This window comes from Imperialibacter sp. (assembly GCF_048007035.1).
Taxonomy (GTDB): Bacteria; Bacteroidota; Bacteroidia; order Cytophagales; family Cyclobacteriaceae; genus Imperialibacter.
The window spans coordinates 6,525,316-6,544,598 of sequence record NZ_CP180355.1 but is presented as its reverse complement, the minus strand read 5'-3'; the positions used below and the strand labels follow the sequence as shown (position 1 = coordinate 6,544,598).

15 protein-coding genes and 1 tRNA gene are annotated in these 19,283 nt (G+C 47.6%); 9 read left to right on the top strand and 7 right to left on the bottom strand.

Annotated features, from left to right (window positions below):
* Positions 1-124 precede the first annotated feature (124 nt).
* The 5 genes from ACMVP2_RS27705 to ACMVP2_RS27685 all read left to right on the top strand — a co-directional run bounded on the left by ACMVP2_RS27705 (position 125) and on the right by ACMVP2_RS27685 (position 6,692).
* Positions 125-703 (top strand): YqgE/AlgH family protein, encoded by a 579-nt coding sequence (locus ACMVP2_RS27705; RefSeq protein WP_339792287.1) that lies wholly within the window; start codon positions 125-127, stop codon positions 701-703.
* Between the two features lie 183 nt (positions 704-886).
* Positions 887-3,145 carry a DUF349 domain-containing protein gene (locus tag ACMVP2_RS27700; protein ID WP_416866023.1) on the top strand — a complete coding sequence of 753 codons (2,259 nt, stop codon included), beginning with the start codon at positions 887-889 and terminating at the stop codon, positions 3,143-3,145.
* A 66-nt stretch (positions 3,146-3,211) separates the two neighbouring features.
* Positions 3,212-3,284: transfer RNA gene (locus tag ACMVP2_RS27695), tRNA-Thr, on the top strand.
* Between the two features lie 678 nt (positions 3,285-3,962).
* Entirely contained in the window at positions 3,963-5,621 is a 1,659-nt protein-coding gene (locus ACMVP2_RS27690) for a glycoside hydrolase family 28 protein (RefSeq protein ID WP_416866022.1), read from the top strand.
* A 69-nt stretch (positions 5,622-5,690) separates the two neighbouring features.
* Complete coding sequence (locus tag ACMVP2_RS27685) at positions 5,691-6,692, top strand: LLM class flavin-dependent oxidoreductase (RefSeq protein WP_339792281.1); 1,002 nt, start codon at positions 5,691-5,693, stop codon at positions 6,690-6,692.
* Positions 6,693-6,799: 107 nt separating this feature from the next.
* On the opposite strand, the gene ACMVP2_RS27680 is transcribed toward ACMVP2_RS27685, so the two are convergent.
* Positions 6,800-9,019: an ATP-binding protein gene (locus ACMVP2_RS27680; RefSeq protein WP_416866021.1), complete on the bottom strand. Its 2,220-nt coding sequence runs from the start codon at positions 9,017-9,019 to the stop codon at positions 6,800-6,802.
* A 289-nt stretch (positions 9,020-9,308) separates the two neighbouring features.
* Between ACMVP2_RS27680 and ACMVP2_RS27675 the strand changes: the two genes are divergently transcribed.
* Positions 9,309-10,013, top strand: a complete 705-nt coding sequence (locus tag ACMVP2_RS27675) for a spheroidene monooxygenase (RefSeq protein ID WP_416866020.1) — start codon at positions 9,309-9,311, stop codon at positions 10,011-10,013.
* 39 nt (positions 10,014-10,052) lie between these two features.
* Here the strand turns inward: ACMVP2_RS27675 and ACMVP2_RS27670 are convergent, their stop codons facing one another.
* The 6 genes from ACMVP2_RS27670 to ACMVP2_RS27645 all read right to left on the bottom strand — a co-directional run bounded on the left by ACMVP2_RS27670 (position 10,053) and on the right by ACMVP2_RS27645 (position 17,470).
* Positions 10,053-11,015 (bottom strand): 2-hydroxyacid dehydrogenase, encoded by a 963-nt coding sequence (locus ACMVP2_RS27670; protein ID WP_416866019.1) that lies wholly within the window; start codon positions 11,013-11,015, stop codon positions 10,053-10,055.
* Between the two features lie 4 nt (positions 11,016-11,019).
* Positions 11,020-11,505 carry a VOC family protein gene (locus tag ACMVP2_RS27665; RefSeq protein WP_416866018.1) on the bottom strand — a complete coding sequence of 162 codons (486 nt, stop codon included), beginning with the start codon at positions 11,503-11,505 and terminating at the stop codon, positions 11,020-11,022.
* A 2-nt stretch (positions 11,506-11,507) separates the two neighbouring features.
* Complete coding sequence (locus tag ACMVP2_RS27660) at positions 11,508-12,677, bottom strand: mandelate racemase/muconate lactonizing enzyme family protein (protein ID WP_339792273.1); 1,170 nt, start codon at positions 12,675-12,677, stop codon at positions 11,508-11,510.
* A 111-nt stretch (positions 12,678-12,788) separates the two neighbouring features.
* Positions 12,789-13,673: a sugar phosphate isomerase/epimerase gene (locus ACMVP2_RS27655; RefSeq protein WP_339792271.1), complete on the bottom strand. Its 885-nt coding sequence runs from the start codon at positions 13,671-13,673 to the stop codon at positions 12,789-12,791.
* A 95-nt stretch (positions 13,674-13,768) separates the two neighbouring features.
* A complete protein-coding gene (locus tag ACMVP2_RS27650; protein ID WP_416866017.1) occupies positions 13,769-16,930 on the bottom strand; it encodes a PVC-type heme-binding CxxCH protein in 3,162 nt (1,053 codons plus the stop codon).
* Positions 16,931-17,215: 285 nt separating this feature from the next.
* A complete protein-coding gene (locus ACMVP2_RS27645) occupies positions 17,216-17,470 on the bottom strand; it encodes a YtxH domain-containing protein (protein WP_416866016.1) in 255 nt (84 codons plus the stop codon).
* Between the two features lie 271 nt (positions 17,471-17,741).
* Here ACMVP2_RS27645 and ACMVP2_RS27640 point away from each other — a divergent pair, with 271 nt between their 5' ends.
* The 3 genes from ACMVP2_RS27640 (at position 17,742) to arfB (ending at position 19,279) form a co-directional block, all read left to right on the top strand.
* Entirely contained in the window at positions 17,742-18,029 is a 288-nt protein-coding gene (locus ACMVP2_RS27640) for an HPF/RaiA family ribosome-associated protein (protein ID WP_339792266.1), read from the top strand.
* Between the two features lie 138 nt (positions 18,030-18,167).
* The gene (locus tag ACMVP2_RS27635) at positions 18,168-18,857 is read left to right on the top strand and encodes a 3-keto-disaccharide hydrolase (RefSeq protein WP_416866015.1); all 690 of its coding nucleotides are present in this window, start codon (positions 18,168-18,170) and stop codon (positions 18,855-18,857) included.
* Positions 18,858-18,868: 11 nt separating this feature from the next.
* Positions 18,869-19,279, top strand: coding sequence for an alternative ribosome rescue aminoacyl-tRNA hydrolase ArfB (gene arfB, locus ACMVP2_RS27630; RefSeq protein WP_416866014.1), 411 nt, complete (start codon positions 18,869-18,871; stop codon positions 19,277-19,279).
* The last annotated feature ends 4 nt before the right edge of the window (positions 19,280-19,283 follow it).

Genomic DNA, 19,283 nt, shown 5'->3' with positions numbered 1-19,283 from the left:
CTTGCGGCTAAGTAAGGCAACAACGGGTGTTAGTTGTTCTCAATTTGAACAGTTCTTGGGTGTATAGCCGTCAGTTGTTGTCTTTTAAACAAAGGAGTAGTCAAAAGGACTTTGAATAAACCGAATGGAGCATTTCGACGCATTTAAACGGGTAAATCCCAACAAAGGAGACTTACTCATCTCAGAGCCCTATCTCTCAGACCCAAATTTTGAGAGATCGGTGATCTTGCTATGTGAGCATGACGTCAATGGTTCAATTGGTTTTGTACTTAACAGGCTTTCTGAACTATCGCTCGCCGAGGTGATTGAGGATGCGCCTGATGACGAAATTCCACTGTTTATCGGAGGACCCGTTCAGCAGGATACGCTTCATTTTGTACACTGTTCGCCGCATTTGATGGAAGAGGGACGGGAAATTGCCAGAGGAATTTATTGGGGTGGTGATTTTGAGAAGCTGATGGAACTGATGAGTGCAGGGTTAGTCACTGCTGATGAAGTGAGGTTTTTTATTGGCTATTCAGGCTGGGGAGCAGGGCAGCTTTCGGAAGAGTTGGATGCCAATAGCTGGATTGTAAATAAAAAAACGGCACCGCAGTATATTTTTGAGTATTCACATGAGGAACTATGGCGGCAGGTGCTCAAAGATATGGGCGGCAAATTCAGAGCGTTTTCCAATTTCCCTGCGGATCCAAGGCTTAATTAGACCTACCACAGGAATGCAATATTGAGAGCCAAAATTATCCAACGGAGCAAAATCACGTTTAAATGATATCCGCAACGTAGTTTTGTCCAAATCCAATCGTCAATGCAATAAAATCAAATATTAGACACATGAATTAATATTATTAAATTGCAGAGACTATAGAACCTGATCAAGGAGCGCACGATGAACAATGAGAAAGAAGTGTCTGAAGGTGATGAGAAGTTGAGCAAAACTGCTTCGGAGGAAATTAACTCCGGTGATAGTGTTGCCAATGACGACTCTCAGCCCTCGGTAGATGTCCGTGATGAAGACGGAAAGAAAGAAACAGAAGCTGAAACACCTGCTGCCAAAGTACCGGTAGAATCGGATGAATCTGAGCAACTTCCTGTAGACGCAGTTCCCGAGGCTACACCAGAGCTGGATGGTCCCGATGAAGCGGTGGCGTCTGAAACAGAAGAAAGCCAGCCGAAGCCCGAAGTTGCCGCTGTGGAAGAAGTGAAGGCGGAAGAATCCACAAAGGATGCGACGGAGGCCGAAGCACCGGCGCAAGTGGAAGCAGGAACACAAAGCAAAGAGCCAACGCCTGAATCAAAACAGGAAGCTGTTGCTGGCGAAGAAGCCTCTGATGACAAAAAAGAGAAGAAAGAAGAGCGTAAGGTAGTAGCCGAGGCAACTGATGCTTCAGGCGATGACGAAGCGGAAGAGGAGGACAGCGAGGAACACGAAGAAGCAGAGGACTATAGCCATTATTCGCCTGAGCAGTTGGTAGATAAGTTTACCGAGGTGCTTCACTGGGACGACGTGCGGAAAGCAGATCGGATAGTAAGGGAACTAAAGGCGGTTCACGATGAGCTGGTTGCCCATGATAGGGAAGAAGCGCTGAAAAAATACCTGGCAGATGGGGGAGAAGAAGACTCGTTTGAGTTTAGGTTAAATGATTTCGCCTATCGTTTCGAAGAGAACTTTAAATTGTTCCGTGAGAAAAAGCACAAGCTTTTTCAGAATCTGGAGCAGCAAAAAGAAGATAATTACAAGAAGAAGATAGATGTTTTGGAGAAGCTTCGTCATTTGGTAGATGGCGAGGAGAATACAACCTCTATTACCGCTCTGAAGAAAATTCAGGATGAGTGGAAGGTGATAGGGCAGGTGCCAGGCAAGTACGCAAAAACCCTTTGGGCCAACTACAATGCCCTCATTGATCGTTTCTATGACAACCGAAGCATTTATTTTGAACTCAAGGAACTCGACCGGAAGAAAAACCTCGAATCAAAACTTGAGCTTTGTGATAAAGCAGAAGCGCTTACCAAAGAAGAGAACATCAAGCATGCGGTAAAAGAGTTGAATGTTCTTCACGAAGAGTTCAAACACCTGGGGCCGGTGCCAAAAGAATCTCAGGAAGAGATTTGGCAACGTTTCAAGGCCGCTTCTGATCTCATCTATTCCAAGCGCCGTGAGATGGTGGATGAACTGAAGGTGGAGCTGAAAGCCAACATGGAGGTGAAGACAAGGCTATGTGAGGAAGCTGAGACATTTGTGGCGTTCACTTCTGACAAGATCAATGAGTGGAATAAGAAGACCAAAGAAGTATTGGAGCTTCAAAAGAGATGGGAAGCTGTTGGTGGTGTGCCAAAGGAAAGCGCCAAGAAGATAAATAAGAGATTCTGGGGAGCGTTCAAAACGTTCTTTAGCAACAAGAGCGGCTTCTTCAAGACTCTGGAAGGAAAACGCCACGAAAACTTGAAACTGAAGGAAGAGCTCGTAGCAAAGGCGGATGCTCTCAAAGATAGTGAGGAATGGGATTCTGCTGCCAATCAGCTCAAGCAATTGCAGCAGCAGTGGAGAGAGGTAGGGCCTGTGCCCGAAAAAGTAAAGGAGGAGATCTTCCATAAGTTCAAGGCTGCATGTGATCATTTCTTTGAAAGGAAGCGTTCGCAAAGCAAGGGGGCAGAGAAGGAGTACTATGACAACCTGAAAAAGAAAGAAGACATTTGCGAGCAGTTGCTGAAACTGGCAGGTGAGAAAAGCCTCGATCTGGATATCATTAGTGGCTTTCAGGAGAAGTACAGCCAGATTGGTTTCGTGCCGAGAAATGCGATGAAGACCATCCAGAAAAAATATCAGGAGGCCATCGACGCCCTCAACAAGGCGGCGGAGTCACTACCCGAGGATGAGCAGCGTAAGTTCAAGACGGCCATGCAGGTGGGTAAGATCAAGAGCGAGCCACATGGTGAACGCAAAATCTACCAAAAAGAGGGACAGGTAAGGCGCCAAATTGCTACGTTGGAAAATGATATAGCCGTTTGGAGAAACAACCTGGAGTTTCTGGCGTCATCCAGAAAAGCTGACAAGCTGAAGGCTGACTTTGACGAAAAAATCGTTAAAGCAGAAGAGGAATTGGATGGCTTGAAGGAGCAACTCAAGGTGATTCACGAAACCTCTTAAAAAAATCACAATAAGTGTTTGCAATAATTAATCAGCCGATTAGTTTTGCAGTCCCAAATAAGGAATGCCTCCTTAGCTCAGCTGGTAGAGCAACTGACTTGTAATCAGTAGGTCGCTGGTTCGATCCCGGCAGGGGGCTCAAAAACCGAAGCACAACGCTTCGGTTTTTTGTTTTACGGCAGGTAAAGTAATTGGCTAGGGTGCCAAGACTGGATCAAGTGGAAAATTTGGTGATTACCCTTTAAACTCAATGTCCCGAGTGGTCATAAAAAAACAAAAGGTCCAAGCCTAACCGACTGGAGAAGCCCGGCCGGGCGAGACGCATTGAACCAGTTTTGCTTTTTTATTTAACCACAAACGAAACAGTCAATCCCCAGAAATACAGGTTGATCCCGGAAAATCTGTCGAGTATCGTGAAAGAGTTAGATGAGACCTCAAAATCCCCACAGTTAATAGAATAAACAGATAAAAAAAACCTCCATAGCTCAGTTGGAAGAGCCACTGACGGGGGCGCCCTGCCTTGTAATCAGTAGGTCGCTGGACTGGGCGTCCCCGTTCAATCCCGGGCGGGCGGCCAGTCCAGGGGGCTCAAAACAGAAGCACAGCGCTTCGTTTTTTTTGTTTATATTCTTCTCCATTTCGGAGCAGCCACATGTGGGTGACTTTGCCCCTAAATTCGTCTTCACTCAGAGCTGTTTGTACCAGGCGGAGGGCTTGACTTTTCATTTACTTGCGACGATTAGCAAGTACACGATGGTTACTCTTTTACGTTTGTTGAGAGCAGACCTTTTCAGCATTATTTTAATCGATTGAACTTATGAAACTGAAAATAGCCAGTCTTTTCTTCTTCATTTCCCATCTTGTGTCAGGCCAGGGAGCAACTCCTTTTCCCAAGCTCGAATTCGACATGCCGAAAATGGCAGAGCCTGTTATTCCGACCTATCGGGTGAGCCTGCTGGATTTCGGGGGTGTGCCTGATGGAGCTACACTCAACACAGAAGCGTTTGCAAAGGCCATTGATGCCATTGTGAGCAAAGGAGGGGGACACCTGGTAGTTCCGAGAGGTATTTGGCTGACAGGCCCGATCACGCTTAAAAGCAACCTCGATTTACATGTGGAGGAGGGAGCCCTGATTCTTTTCTCAGAGGACAAAACGCTGTATCCGATAGTGGCCACGAGTTTTGAGGGGCTTGATACCTATAGATGCATATCGCCGATTAATGCCTTTGAAGTGGAAAACATTTCTATTACTGGAAAAGGTGTGATTGACGGCAACGGCGATTCCTGGCGGTTGGTGAAGAGAAGCAAAGTGTCGAGCCAGCAGTGGAAAGAGATCGTTGCCAGTGGAGGACTAGTAGGCGACGATGGCAATACGTGGTATCCGTCAGAAAGCTTTAAGAAAGGAGTGGAGGCGACCAGTAATTTCAATGTCCCTGACAATGCATCAATGGATGAACTGAAGGAGTACAAAGACTTTTTGAGACCGGTGATGATCAGCCTTCGGAACTCCAGGAATGTAATGCTCGATGGGCCGACTTTTCAAAATTCACCCGCTTGGAACATACATCCGCTCATGTGCGAGAACCTGATTGTAAGAAACCTGACTGTGCGTAACCCGTGGTATTCGCAAAACGGAGATGGTATTGACATCGAATCGTGTAAAAATACCTGGGTGTACAACAACTCCTTTGATGTGGGTGATGACGCCATTTGCATCAAATCAGGGAAAGATGCCGACGGCAGAAAGCGGGGAACCCCTACCGAAAACCTGGTGGTGTTCAATAACATCGTGTACCATGGTCATGGTGGATTTACCGTTGGTAGTGAAATGTCGGGTGGGGTAAAGAACGTTCACGTGTCAAAATGCACCTTCATTGGTACTGACTGTGGCTTGCGATTCAAAAGCACCAGAGGACGTGGTGGCGTGGTGGAGAACGTGTACATCTCCGATATTGATATGTACAACATCGCGGCCGAGCCCATTCGCTTCAATCTTTTTTACGGTGGGCAGTCGCCTATTCTGGAGGACGATCAGGTGGCACCGTTGATCGACGATACGCCCGTACCCGTAACCGAGGAAACCCCTTCGTTCAAAGACATTTACATGAAGAATATCCGATCGGTTAATTCTGGTGTGGCGGGCTTTTTTCAGGGACTCCCTGAAATGAACCTCAAAAACGTGAACCTTGATAATGTTTATCTGTCGGGCAAGAAGGGAGTTTCTATCATTGATGCAGATGGAATGAGTTTTAAGAATGTCACGGTTGTGGCAGCAGAGGGAAACCCCTTCACCATCTACAACGCCCATAACCTTACCTTCTCAGGATTCAAAGTGGTGTCCCATGAGGGAAGGCCAGTTTCCATTCAGGGCAAGAAAACTAGTAACCTCACTTTTTTAAAGGCCGACTTTTCCGGCCCGGCTAAGCAAATGCTGATCGGGGAGGGTGTTGATCCAAAGACGGTTAAAATGAAATAGTAACCAATCATGTGAACCATCCCGATCCTTTTTTCATTTGCCTATTGGTACAATTGGTCTGATGTGAATATGAAGAAAGGAAAAGTGCCCTACTCCATTCTGGAGTTGGCGTCGGTGCCTGCGGGTTCCTCCACAGGTGAAGTTTTTACAAACAGTTTGTTGTTGGCGCAGAATGCTGAAAAATGGGGATACACCCGCTTTTGGCTGGCAGAACACCATAACATGATCAGCATAGCCAGCTCAGCTACGCCTGTGCTCATAGGGCATATTGCAGGTGGGACAAAATCCATCAGGGTTGGTTCTGGGGGTGTTATGCTGCCAAATCATGCCCCACTGATTGTGGCGGAACAGTTTGGCACGCTGGGTTCATTGTTTCCTCACAGAATTGACCTCGGCCTGGGCAGAGCACCTGGCACCGATCAGGAAACAGCCTACGCCATTCGTCGGGAACGAATGCACGCTGCTTACCGGTTTCCCGAGGAAGTAGGGGAGATTCAACAATATTTCGCTGACGACAACGCAGACGAAAAGGTGAGGGCCTATGTAGCTGAAGGGGTGGATGTCCCTTTGTACATTCTCGGTTCCAGCACCGATAGTGCCCACCTGGCGGCCAGAAAAGGCCTTCCTTATGCTTTTGCCAGCCATTTTGCGCCCACGCATTTGTTTGAGGCGCTCAATGTCTATTACAACGAGTTTCAGCCCTCTACAGCCCTTCAGGAGCCTTATACAATCGCCTGCGTGAATGTGGTTGCCGCCGATACCGACGAGCAAGCCGAGTTGCTGGCGTCTTCGCTGGTGAGGATGGTGTTGGGGATATTGACCAACAAACGTGATCAGCTAAGGCCACCTGCACCATTGGAACCTCAAATGAAAGCATTTATGAACGAGCCTGCCTTTCAGCGGTTTCTTCAGTATGCTTTTGTGGGGAGCAAGGACACGGTGAAACAAAAAGCCAGTGACTTCCTGCAAAAGACAGGAGTAGACGAAATTATGGTAGCCAGCCACATGTACAGTAGTCAAGATCGGCTAAGGTCGTATGAGCTTTTTGCAGAGTTGATGGGGGAGGTGTAGCAAATGGTAATAGACAACATAGTTCTCAGGTTAGATTTCTGAAGCCACTGCTCTCCGAACAACCCTTCATCATCTGCTGTAGGCAGCTAACGCTCTACATTGTTGCCTTACAATAGACTAGTTGTCGGTTTTGGCCTCATTTTGGGTTCGTTGACCTTGAAGGAAAGGGTAGCCGAACTGACCGATACAAGTGTTCCTTTGGCGTATTCTGACTCTATATTGATTGTTCCTCCTAACTTGCCAACCATCTTTTTAACCAAAAACAGCCCAAGACCCGATCCCTTGGAGTTTGCATTTGCCCGGAAAAACATGTCATATACACGGGGTAACAATTCTGAGGCTATTCCTTGTCCATTGTCTTCTACTTTCAAAGTAAATACGTTGTTGTCGATGGTATGCCATACACGTACGAACGAGCTTTCTTTGCGACCATCGTGGTATTTAATTGCGTTAATCAGAAGATTGTGGATGATCATTTTCCAGAGTCCAGGATCAGATTCTATTTCAAGATCACGGTTGACTTCATTCTTGAATGTGAGCTTGTCGGCATGTTCAATAAACTCAATATCTGCCCAGACCTCATTGACCAGGCTATGGAGCCGAATATTTGTCGCTAGTGGTTCACTTTTGCTGTTTTTTACATAGCTATTAATTTCTAGCAAGGTGTTTTCTAATCTTAAGATTCTGTTCTCCATCAAGTCCAGATATTGAGGAAGTTCATCTTTGGATACCTTCAAGAGGTAAAGAAGGCCTCTGATGGATTTTACCGGTGCTATGAGATCGTGCGACGACCGGTAAAGAAAGGTATCCAATTCCTCGTTCACTGCCATCAGTTCACGGTTGCTGCGGAGTAGTTGTTGCTCGTGCCTGGTCACCTCTTCCGTTTTTTTTGCTACCAGCATGGCCAGCGTTTTGCGCATGCTCTTTGCCCTGTAAATAATGCCTATAATGGTTAGTCCGAGAACTAACATAGCTAAAAATGCATACCCCAATGGCCCTTTTACAAAGGCCAGCAGAGGCACTGCCACAATTATAACGAGTTCAGCTGGCTCCAAATTGCTGCTCCCATCCTTTACCTGAAAGACATAGTTTCCGTCTGGCAGGTAGTCAAAAACGGCCATTGGCTCGGTTGTTGAATGCCAGACTGTGTCATAGTTGAGCAGTCGGTATTGATAGGTCTGAGGCGTGTAGTAATCGGCTCCCGGGTTGTTGAAGTTGATCTTTATTCTTGTTGCAGGTCTGGACAGTTTGGCTGTGTCATACTTTTGTGTGGTGTAGGTAATGGAGTCATAATTGTATACGAACGACGAAATTTGCGTTGGAAACGGATTAATGCGTTCGAACACTGTGTCGGGGAACGCCTTTGTCATGTAGATCATCGAGATGCCGTACGACGTGGCCAGCCACAGATTTCCCTGTGGCCCCTTCTTCATTTCGTAAACTTCATTTGACATGAGTCGATCCTCGGTTGTGAACTTGCGAAGGACCTGCCCTTTTTCGTCAGTAATAAACACTCCGTCTGCCCAGGTAGCAATAGCCAGTAAATTGTTCGAAAGGCTGATGGCATTGTACAACCAGTGCTCATTAATAAAAGAAGTCAGGGGCTGTTCGTAAACTGAAATACTCCCATTTTGTGTGTTTCTTACCAATGGTGGGGACTGCGGGTAAAGGATCAAATCGTGCTGTTGGTCAAGTGAGAGCACCTGGAAAGCAGGAGTTTTCGAATATGGTTTTTGATCCCACGTTTGCACAAGTACGCCATTCTGAAATATGCTCAATGCTCCGTTTGTTTCGGATAAATAAACAGTTGACCCTACCTGAAAGAAATAAGATTCGGGGAAGTTTAGATAAGTAACTGAATCGGAATTGTAAAGAAAACGCCCCTCCGGCGTCATGAAGTAGATGTTATTGTTGAATCGGAAAATTTGCCAGACGTCTTTAAAGGCATGTGTTTCTGAGATTTCCGTCGACAATTCGACGTATGAAAAGCGAGTGGTTCTGTCTCTTTTCAGGTAGCCGAAATACTTGGTGCCGCCAATATAGATTCTGTCAGTTAGGCTGTCATAAGTGATGCTGTGGGTGTTTCCTTTTCCGCCAAGGTCAATTTCCTGCCACACTTCTCCATCATAAACAACTACCCCCCTGGACGTGCCAAAATACATCACTCCATCATTGTCGGTCTCAATGGCAGCTACAGCACCGCCCGAGCGATCTGCTTCTCTTCCAAAATTTACCACAGGGCTGCCTTGCTGCCAGCCAACAGCGTCTATGCTCGTCAACAAAAAAGATGCAAAGAAGAAAATCCCAACAGTCCTAGACGGTGACATAAGAAAGAAAAGTATCTAGTAGAGTAAAAGCTAAGAACGAGGGATAAGCTTTCAAAGGAGCTGGAGGAGAGGCAAATATAAGGGAATATTTCTGGCAACCGACACAAAATAATTGATACTTGTGGTGAAGAGATCAGCTGCAACGCTTGAAAGTTTCAGTTATGGCAGGACAGCCTGGAATCATATCGTTTGGGTACCGTTGTTGAGGTATGTTGATCATCCAGATAGACCTGTTGAGATCATATTTTGCTGTTTTTAACATAATACGTGTAAAACATGTTAGGATTCTATGTCACAGGTCACTACCATCACATGTTTTCGCTTCAGTAGTTTTGCCGATAAATTTTGGGCGCTTTCAATGATGCAACTCGCTCACCTCCAGCTTTCTAGCATAGAAGGAAGTACATTCTACAAACTCATGGGTACAGGGAGGGGGGACAGTTTCAATGCATTTCCAGATTTTTCCACATACATTCTTTTGCAGGTTTGGCAAAGTGAACATGTTGCTATGGGTTTCTTCGCCAGATCGCCAATTGTTGATCGCTATCGGAAGCGGGCCAGCGAGGTGTGGACAACCTACATGGTGAATCTCAGTTCACATGGCCTTTGGAGTGGGGTTAACCCATTTGAGCCTACTCCCAGAGACAAGTCGGCTGGCCCTGTGATTGCCATTACCCGGGCAACGATCAAATGGCAAAAGCTGATCCATTTTTGGCGCTATGTACCCAAATCCCAAAAAGACTTGAAGGCTAACGGCGGGCTTGTCTATACAAAAGGCATGGGAGAGGTGCCGATTGTACACATGGCTACCTACAGCGTTTGGGAGGATGCGGCGTCGCTGCGAAGATTCGCTTATGAAAGCGAGCATCATCGTGTGGCTATTGCCAAGACAAAGGCGTTAAAATGGTACAAGGAAGAATTGTTTGCCAGGTTTCAGCCAATTTGTTCGGAAGGCACATGGGAGGGACGTAGTCCACTGGAGGGCATGTTATGAAGTGGCATCTTTAGAAACCATTCTCTGACTTTGCCCAAATTAGCTAGTACCTAACTCCTTCCTGTTAAAAACACACCCCTCCATTGGTTGCTGGCCTCTCACAATGGCCAGCACATTATTCACAGTGTCTACGCACATTTTGGTGTAGGTGCGGCTGGTGAGGCTACCAACATGAGCTGTAATAAGCGTATTAGGTAGTGTGAGCAAAGGCTCATCTTTGGCCGGTGGTTCTTCTGCTAGCACGTCAGCAGCAAAGCCAGCAATAGTGCCGTTCTTTAGGGCCTCGTATAAGGCCTGCTGATCGATAATCGGCCCACGGGCTGTGTTGATCAGTAACGCACTTTTTTTCATCCTGCTAAAAGTTGCCCCATTGATAAGCTCCTTTGTCGCAGGCAAAAGAGGCACATGGAGGGTAATGACATCCGCTTCGCTGATTACCTCTTCAAATGATTTGAAGGTGTAGGGCACGTTAGGAGCTTCAGCTTGATCCCAGTAAATCACCTTCATGCCAAAAGCAGTGCCCATGGCAGCCACTTTCTTGCCGATATTGCCCAGGCCGAGGATGCCCAGGGTTTTGCCATAGATTTCGTCACCTTCAAACTGGTTGCGCCACGCCCAGTTGCCGGCTTTTACTTCCGCCACTGACCTGTAAAGGTTTCGTTGGAGCATCATCATCAGCGATAGGGTATGCTCGGCAATTGTTTGGGCGTTGGAGCCAGGTGCATTCACGATTTTGATGCCTTTGGAGGTGGCATAGGCGACGTCCAGATTATCGAGTCCCACACCACAGCGACCAGCCACCTGTAAGGTTGGGCAAGCATCCATCAAGGCTTGATTGACCTGACCTTTTCCCCGGGTGACAATGCCATCTACCTTTTTGTTATAGATACCCGATAAATCAAAACCAGGTTCGTAAGCTGCCAGGATATTGACGTCAGCTGCTTTTTCAAGAATCTCCAGGGCTTCATCGGCCACGGTTTCCAGTAGAAGGATATTGTACATGCGGTTACTTATGGTAAAGTGTGGCGTCTTTTGATTTATAGCCTCTGAAGTCGTTTCTGCCTGAGACATAAATACCTTCCTGGAACAACTCGTCCTCAAAAATTTTCGGATCAACGGCAAAGCCGGGAGGTGAAGAAAGCTCTACAAGGTTGCCCGATGGGTCACGAACAAACATCTGAATAGGGCCGTCGGGTAGCTGGCGCACTTTCCCCCAGGGAGAAGTATCAATTACGCCAAGCTCTTTCATGCGCCAGAAGATTTTGTTGATGTCGTCCACTTGCATACAAACGTGCCCTCTGAACGAATGCTCATCTTCCCATTCAGTGAGGTGAAGCTGCTGCGTGGCGTTGATTTTGAAAAAGGCGGTAGGGTAGTCGAACAAGAAAGCCGGAATGACTTCCAGCCCCAACTCTTCTTCGTAGAATTTACTGGTCTCTTCCAGGTTTTTCACGATCAGGGCTACGTGGTTAATTCCAATTGCTTTTGCCATAGTTATCGAACGGTTTGTTTAAACTCTTTTACAAAATTCCAGTTGGGAGTGAGGCCAAGGCCAGGGGCTGTTGGGGCCGCTATTTGGCCATCAATGGCCTCAATATTTTCTTCTACCAGGTCATACATCATTGGGTTGCCTCCAAGGGAGAACTCGATGATGGTTGCCGCAGGGGCTGCAAATGCCACATTTACACCAGCCATAAAGGAAAATGCTGATCCCCAGCAGTGAGGTGCCAGCTCAAGCTGATAGGTATTGGCCAAGTGAGCGGTTCTCATGGCCTCGGTAATGCCACCAATGATGGCAGAGTCGGGCTGCACTACATCCAGCGCTCTGAGGTCGATCAGGTCACGCACGTCAAACACGGTGTATTCGCTTTCTCCGGCGGCTATTGGAATGGCCGTGGAAGCTCTCACTTCAGCAGTTCCCACTTTGTTGTCCGGGCTGATGGGTTCTTCGAACCAGTAAAGATTGCAGTCTTCCACGCCCCGGCAGAACTGCTTGGCTTCAGGCACGCTAAAGGTGCCATGGGCGTCTGTCATCAGTTTGATGTTGTCGCCGAGTGCTTCTCTGGCGGCTTTTACCCGTTTGATACTTTCCTGCACGGTATCGTCCATAATCCCCACCCGCATTTTTACGCCTTTGAAGCCTTTTGCAGTATAGCTCAATAGTTGCTCACCAATTTTATCGGCACCTGCCCAACCACCGCTGGCGTAAGCAGGCATGCTGCCACGGCAGGCTCCGCCCAGCAGCTCAACAACTGGTACGCCCAGCATTTTACCCTTGATGTCCCACAAGGCGGTGTCCACACCGCTCATGGCCGAGACAGTCAGGCCACGCCGGCCAAGGATAGGGAATTTACGGCCTCTGTTGAGTGCATAATGGTCACGGGTACCGTTATAGATCATTTCCCACAGCCTGGAGATATTGCGCACGTCCTGTCCAACTAAGATAGGTTTCAGCTCATTTTCTACGCAGCTCACTATGGAGGCGCAGGAGCCCGACGAGCCCACGGCAGCTTTTGCTTCGCCGAAGCCTTGCAAACCGTTTTCTGTTGTGACAACCACGAGGGTCATGTCAAATTCAGTGAGCAGACCATAGTCTGAACGGTGCTGCTTTGCTGGTGGTATTGGGCAACGAAGCCAGAAGGCTTCAACGTTTTTTATTTTCATAGTTTTATTTCTCTTTTACTGGCCATTAAGCCGGGCTGTTTTTCAGCACCCCGTCTTTGTGAGTGCCAGGCAGTAGCTAACACATCTTGATTTTACAGTTATTGATCTTATTTAAATCAGAGGCCTTAGCGTCTCAATGGATTTTCTGGTGAGCATGGTGTAGAATTCGTCCGTGACGGCTGAGCTGCCATGGTCTTCCAGAAACTTCTTTTGCTCGGGGCTCAATCCTTTAGGAGACTCGTCAATGGAATTAGGGTAGGGGTTGGCCGGTGTCCTGTCGAGTGGTGAGCAAAACTCAACCGACAACACATCATCGTACCCAATTTCACCCAACGTTTTTACGATGCTCGCCCAATCCAGCTTGCCCATGCCAGGAGCCATTCGGTTGTTGTCGGCAACGTGGAATCCAATCAGTTTACCCTTGGCTCGTCTTATGGCGGGCAAAATCTCGTCTTCCTCAATGTTCATATGGAAGGTGTCGAGGCAAACCCCACACTTAGGGCCGACTTCTTTTGCCAGCGCCAGTGCCTGGTCGCCACGGTTGATGAAATAGGTCTCAAAACGGTTGATAGGCTCAATGCCAAGCAGAATGCCAACGCTTTCTGCATACTCATACACCTGCTTCATGCTATCAACGGCGTATTTCCAGTCTTCTGCGGGTTTGCCTTCGGGCAATATTTTCCCCACCGTAGACGGCACCACAGACACCATGTGGCCATCGAGCTCCGCCACCATTCTCACGACGTCTTTCACATACTGCACAGAGTCGGCCCGTTGCTTGTTGTCTTTAGCCAGCAGGTTGCGAAGCTCCAGCATCAGGGTAACGGAACCCCAGCAACTGATGCCTGCATCATCCAGCAGCCGTTTTACCTTTTTTGTGTCGTAAAGCTCGGGGCTTCCCTGAATTTCAAGGCTGTCGTAGCCCAGTTTGGCAATCCGGTTGACGGTTTCCTCAATGGTTTCTGCCCGCATCCAGTTGTGTATCGAAATCTTCATTGCAAGTCGGTATTGATTAAAAATGTATATCTAACAGTAGTTTCAGTAAAATTATAGTCAATTATGAAATATCCACCGGCTTTAGCCGAAATCAGTTACTTGTCATTTTCGTGTGGATGCTCTTTCAGTAATTCTTCAGGCGTGTAGAAACCAGTTTTTCCGCTTGAAGACTCACGCACTTCTTTTACTTTTTCAGGAGTAACGGCATCGGCCAAATTGCCAAATGAGCTTCGCACGTAGGTGAGCACAGCGGCTATTTCCTGGTCGTTCAGTAGCCCGCCGAACGGGGTCATTGGCACCTGACCCGGATAGTCTTTTCCGGCCACCGTTATCGGGCCATATAAGCCCTTCAAAGTAATTTTGATCAGCCGCTCCTCGCTGCCCTGCACCCATTCGTTACCCGACAATGGAGGAAATCCAGCAGCATCCAAACCTTTTCCGTCAGGCTGATGGCAGGTGTTGCAGTAGCCATCCCTCATGTAAATTTCCTTTCCGGCAAGGAACAACTGCTGTTCTTCCTTCGACAACATTGGCGGCACCAGCTCGTTGCCAGCCACTTCAGGCTTGTAGGGAACCATGTGATCCAATATGGCCTGGTACGGCTTTTCCATCCAATCATCCAGGGGTTTCTCGGCTGCAACTGCCAAAATCTCTTTGGCGGCATCGTCATCCAGCCACGAAGCGGCTACAATGGCTTCGATGCGAACCCTGCTGTTTTCGTCAGCGGCAGCCATTTTCAGCAAGCCAGCCTGCTCAGACACCTGGTGCCCAGTGTAACGAAGCACCCGAACGGTTGCCGTTCTTACTTTATAGTCATCAGCTTTGAGCAACGTTCTCAGTAGCTTGAGGTCGATGGCATTCATTCCCCACGATGCCCACAACCCCTCAAGCATGAATCGTTCGTAATTGGGATCTGCCTTATCCAACTCATTTGTCCATTTTTCGATGGCTGCCAGTACCTTGTCAGTTTCTCTTTCTCTCAACTCTCTTCTGCTTCTGTAGCGGGTGCGGTATTCAGGCAGCTTCAGGTTGTCAAGTAGCTCTTCAATGCTTGCTCCATCTACTTTCGCTGGTGTTACTAGTGGCCTGGAAGGGTAGGTGATGCGGTAAATTTTGCCATGCACATGGTCACGCAGGGGATCACGGGCATTGTGCTGCATGTGGCCTACAAGCACATTGTGCCAGTCGGCCAGGTAGAGGGAGCCATCTGGCGCAAATTCCATATCCACCGGGCGGAAATTAGGGTCGTCGCTCACCACAAGATCAAGTCTGTGTTTGGTCTTGAAACCTGTGCCGTCGTCGATTACCTGGTGCATTTTGGTGCCCAGAAAGCCAATGGTATTATTGATCAGCATGTCGCCTTGCACCTCGTCCGGGAAATGCCTGCTGTAAACAAATTCCAACCCTGATGTAGGGCGCACCCTGTGTTTTTCTTCGATAAGGTTTCTGGAGCCCGGATTGGCAAGTCCATATTTTGACTTGATCGAGCCAGGCATCATCCAGTTGACATCGGGGCCGGAAGTGTGAGCGAAGAAGTTCTGTCCCCACTCATCAAAAGCGATGCCCCATGGATTGGGAATCGAAAGCTGAGCAGTTCTTTCCAGGCGCTTTCTCTGCGGGTTGTAGCGATAGAAACCACCATTGGTCGCCCGCACAGTACCATAAGGTGTTTCTACGTTGGTATGCAAGAAAACACCTTCGCCCATGTAAATGGCTCCGGAAGGGTCGGCACTAAAGGCGCTGATGACGTGGTGAGTATCATGGTCGTCGAAGCCACTCAGGATAATCTCTGATTTGTCGGCTTTGTCGTCGCCATCTGTATCGGTATAAAGCTTCAGATTAGTACCCTGCGAAATATAGACACCTTCCGGGGCGAATTCGAAGCCAGCCGGAATATGAAGTTTGTCGGCAAACACAGTCTGCTTGTCAGCTTTAAAATCACCATCTGTGTCTTCGAGGATGATGAGCTTGTCGTCAGGCCTTGCGTCGCCAGGCTTGTAGTGCGGATAGGTGGGCATTACTGCCACCCAAAGCCTGCCTTTATTGTCAAACGCAATTTGTGAAGGATTGGCCAGCTCGGGAAAGTCTTCTTCGGAGGCAAACAGCTCAATTTTGTAGCCCGGTGCCATTTTGAAATGACTCATGAGCTCCTCGCCATACATATACCTCACATTGTCTGTGAGGGTGTAGTTCGTTTCAATCGGCGTTAGCTTTTGGGTTTTTGCGTCTACAGCCGCCAGGTCATATTTTTCACCTTTGACAGTCTTCCAAATAGCCGTATCCCTGATAGCAGTCATTTGGCGTACCTTGATGAGCTCCTCTGGATAATTTTCATTGCCGAACGGACGGTACCTTCTGCCAAACACATGGACGCCGTTGGGGATTTTGTAATCGTTGTGCCAAAACCAGTTTTTTTCAAGTACAGCTTCCTTTACTGAGGCTCTCAGGTCTTCGTTTTTTACTTCCTTTTTACCGAAGGTTTCATCTGCCAATAGCTTCGAGAATTTTTGATAGCCTTCATCATTGAGCTGTAGCCCATCAATCGTCAATTGTTCTTCAGCAAACCACTGTTGCGTAGGCCCAAAAGCGTCGACAAATAGCACCTGATATTGCAGGGCTACTTCCTTGATGGCGTTTGCATAGAGACTCAGGTTTCTGTTTTCCTGATCTCCGTTGGGGAGGTCATATTTGTCGGAAAGATCCTGAAAGGCAATTGGCGACACGAGAACCAGCTGAGGCGGGATCGAGTCGTTATATTTTTGGGAGAATGTGTGCTCTATGAAAGCAGAAAGCTCGGCCTTGAAATTATCCAGACCTTCGGGGCCTGCGTAGGATTCAGAAAAACCAAAGCAGGCAATGATGATATCCGTTTTGTGTCTGGCAAGCCATTCATCGGGGGTTTCAAAATGTCCTTCGCTGCCGGAGTTTTGCGCCAAATCAGTTTGGAATTTCTCAGCACCGGGAAATGCCCATGGAGAGACACGGCCGGAGTGAGGTCGGAACCCGGGTGTGTCGCCACCGTCGCACATGTTTCTGATGTACAACTCTGAGTCGGGGTACCTGAGCTGCATTTCTGTTTCAAAGTATCCGTAGTTCATCATTCGGGAGCAGAGGTTGTTCCCAATAAGGCTGATATGTGCTCCTTGTGAAATCTTGAGATAAGGCTTCTCGGGCTGGCAGCCAAAACTAAACAGCAGGACAAACGACAGAGGTGCGATGATAGCTTTCAGGAATGCTATTGCCGGCTTGTAGGTCATAGTTTAAGAGTATAGTATGCAATGAAATCGTCAAATACCCAGCGAGGGTATGTCCGGCTAAATTAACCGAATTTACTAAAGCACATTACTTTTCAGCCAACTTATTGAGGGCAATTTACAGGAGGGGCATTTTGGCGTGAAAGGCTGCTGAAGTTCATAAAGCCTGGTAGCAGAGGAAATCAAAAAAAGGGACATCAGATCAACCAATCGTGGCTAACCTAACGCCCCTCTTTTTTTCAAACGGCCCCTTTGCTTAGGAATAATTTGAAACCTCGGATGCGTCTCCTAGTTGACGTTTTCATGCTCCAGTGGTGCAGAGCTGTTGACCAGCTTGCCTTTACCAAGTTTGGCGTTGACCGAATCCATTAGCTCATTGAATTTTCGTTCAATTTTGTGATTGAGTGTCCCTGCCAAATCTTCGCCTTTATCAACAATGATTTTCCTTGTCTTTTCGCCTTTTTCCGGAGCAAAAAGCAACCCTAAAGCAGCACCGGCAGCCATCCCGGCTACCACGCCCAATAATGCTTTTCCTGTTGTCATAGCCTTCGTCATTTAGTTACCCAACTAAGGTACTACACGACTACTTCAAAGGCACTGACTTCGGTCAGCAGGGAGAGATGAGCTTTGTCGTGCCGGAGAGAGGCAAGTAGCCGGAAGAATTTTTGTACCCAAAAATTAATTCCGAAAACCAGGTGACAATAATCATCAGTCTCGTTAAATCGTGTCATATTTGAACCGGGAAGCCTCTGATATCTTAGCTTGTGAACGGAGAGATAAAGGCTCCGGAAATGTCCCTTAAAATAGTTATACTATGAAAACGATCATTGAAACCCCTAATTTTAACGCAAAAGACTCACTGACAGATTTTGTGAAGTTGCATGTCGAAAAGCTTGAAACCCTTAGCGATCAGATCGTTGAAAGCCGGGTGTTTCTTAAACTTGACAAGTTTGATAACAAGGAAAATAAGGTTTGCGAAATCAAGGTTTCTTTACCTGGAAATGATCTTTTTGCCTCTAAGCACGCCGATTCATTCGAAGAAGCAGTGGCTCAGTGTGTAGATGCGCTCAAACATCAGCTGAAACGCTGGAAACATGCATAAGAAGCATTTCTAATAGTTAGGACGTAAAAAAAGCAGGGTTGAGGAAGCCTTGCTTTTATTTTTTGCCCAAAAAATGGCTTTCCTTTTATATTTTTGAATGTGCCTGAAATGGGGCTACTTTGAAAAAAAAATGCAAGCATGAAGCAAACCTTAATCCTGTTAGCCCTTGTTTTCTTTTTAGCGTGTTCCAAAAAAGAGAATGAACCTGTTAGCCTTTTCAACGGCACGGACTTTACTGGCTGGCATATCGATGTGCCGGCCATGGACAACAACGACACGGTGCCCAGCCCGTTCATTGTTAGAAACGGCATGCTGGTGAGCCTCGCAGCACCGCAGGGACATATTATCACTGATAAGGTTTATTCCAACTACCGGTTGGAAGTGCAGTACCGATTTGCAGGCGAGCCAGGCAATTGCGGAGTGATTTTGCATGCTTCTACGCCACGCCTGCTCTACGATATGTTCCCAAAATCGATCGAAGCGCAGCTGATGCATGAAAATGCCGGCGACTTCTGGTGCATCAGAGAGGACATTAAGGTAGACGATATGGAGGCAAGGAGGGGAGACCCAGCCAAGTGGGGTACTTCGGAAGGCATGCTGCGCCGCATAGTTAATTTGACCGACGGCTCAGAAAATGCGGTGGGTGAATGGAACAAAATGGTCGTTGAATGCCTTGACAGAGAAATCAAAGTGTGGGTGAATGATGACCTGGTGAACCATGGCTACGACTGCACGGCAAATGAAGGCCAGATTGCGTTACAGGCCGAAGGCTCAGAGGTAGAGTTCCGAAAAGTGACACTTCAGCCCATTGAAAAGCTAAGCGAGTAATCTATAGTGCAATGAGTTACCCTATTTCTCCGGCTATATCAGATATTTTTTCGGAACTGGTTTTCTCTGCCACTACTGGTGGCGGCCCGGGTGGTCAGCATGTGAACAAGGTGAGCACGAAGGTAACCCTGCGGTGGAGCATCCAGGAGTCGGCAATAATCAGCGACGAACAAAAGGCCATTCTTCTTAGCAAGCTGGCCAACAAGCTAACAAAGGAAGGTGAACTATTGCTTAGCTCGCATGAGAGTCGCTCCCAACTGAAAAACAAAGAGGAGGTAATAAGGAAACTTTCTTCGCTGATACAGCAGGTGTTTGAGCGGAAGAAGGCCCGTAAGCCAACAAAACCCGGTAAGGCGGCGGTGCAGAGGCGCATCGATGCCAAGAAAAAGCTAAGTGAGAAGAAGAAGTGGAGGAGGGAGTAAGGAG

Coding starts and splice junctions, on each gene's coding strand:
- ACMVP2_RS27705 (WP_339792287.1), top strand. CDS start 125: ATGGAGCATTTCGACGCATTTAAACGGGTAAATCCCAACAAAGGAGAC.
- ACMVP2_RS27700 (WP_416866023.1), top strand. CDS start 887: ATGAACAATGAGAAAGAAGTGTCTGAAGGTGATGAGAAGTTGAGCAAA.
- ACMVP2_RS27690 (WP_416866022.1), top strand. CDS start 3,963: ATGAAACTGAAAATAGCCAGTCTTTTCTTCTTCATTTCCCATCTTGTG.
- ACMVP2_RS27685 (WP_339792281.1), top strand. CDS start 5,691: ATGAAGAAAGGAAAAGTGCCCTACTCCATTCTGGAGTTGGCGTCGGTG.
- ACMVP2_RS27680 (WP_416866021.1), bottom strand. CDS start 9,019: ATGTCACCGTCTAGGACTGTTGGGATTTTCTTCTTTGCATCTTTTTTG.
- ACMVP2_RS27675 (WP_416866020.1), top strand. CDS start 9,309: ATGTCACAGGTCACTACCATCACATGTTTTCGCTTCAGTAGTTTTGCC.
- ACMVP2_RS27670 (WP_416866019.1), bottom strand. CDS start 11,015: ATGTACAATATCCTTCTACTGGAAACCGTGGCCGATGAAGCCCTGGAG.
- ACMVP2_RS27665 (WP_416866018.1), bottom strand. CDS start 11,505: ATGGCAAAAGCAATTGGAATTAACCACGTAGCCCTGATCGTGAAAAAC.
- ACMVP2_RS27660 (WP_339792273.1), bottom strand. CDS start 12,677: ATGAAAATAAAAAACGTTGAAGCCTTCTGGCTTCGTTGCCCAATACCA.
- ACMVP2_RS27655 (WP_339792271.1), bottom strand. CDS start 13,673: ATGAAGATTTCGATACACAACTGGATGCGGGCAGAAACCATTGAGGAA.
- ACMVP2_RS27650 (WP_416866017.1), bottom strand. CDS start 16,930: ATGACCTACAAGCCGGCAATAGCATTCCTGAAAGCTATCATCGCACCT.
- ACMVP2_RS27645 (WP_416866016.1), bottom strand. CDS start 17,470: ATGACAACAGGAAAAGCATTATTGGGCGTGGTAGCCGGGATGGCTGCC.
- ACMVP2_RS27640 (WP_339792266.1), top strand. CDS start 17,742: ATGAAAACGATCATTGAAACCCCTAATTTTAACGCAAAAGACTCACTG.
- ACMVP2_RS27635 (WP_416866015.1), top strand. CDS start 18,168: ATGAAGCAAACCTTAATCCTGTTAGCCCTTGTTTTCTTTTTAGCGTGT.
- arfB (WP_416866014.1), top strand. CDS start 18,869: ATGAGTTACCCTATTTCTCCGGCTATATCAGATATTTTTTCGGAACTG.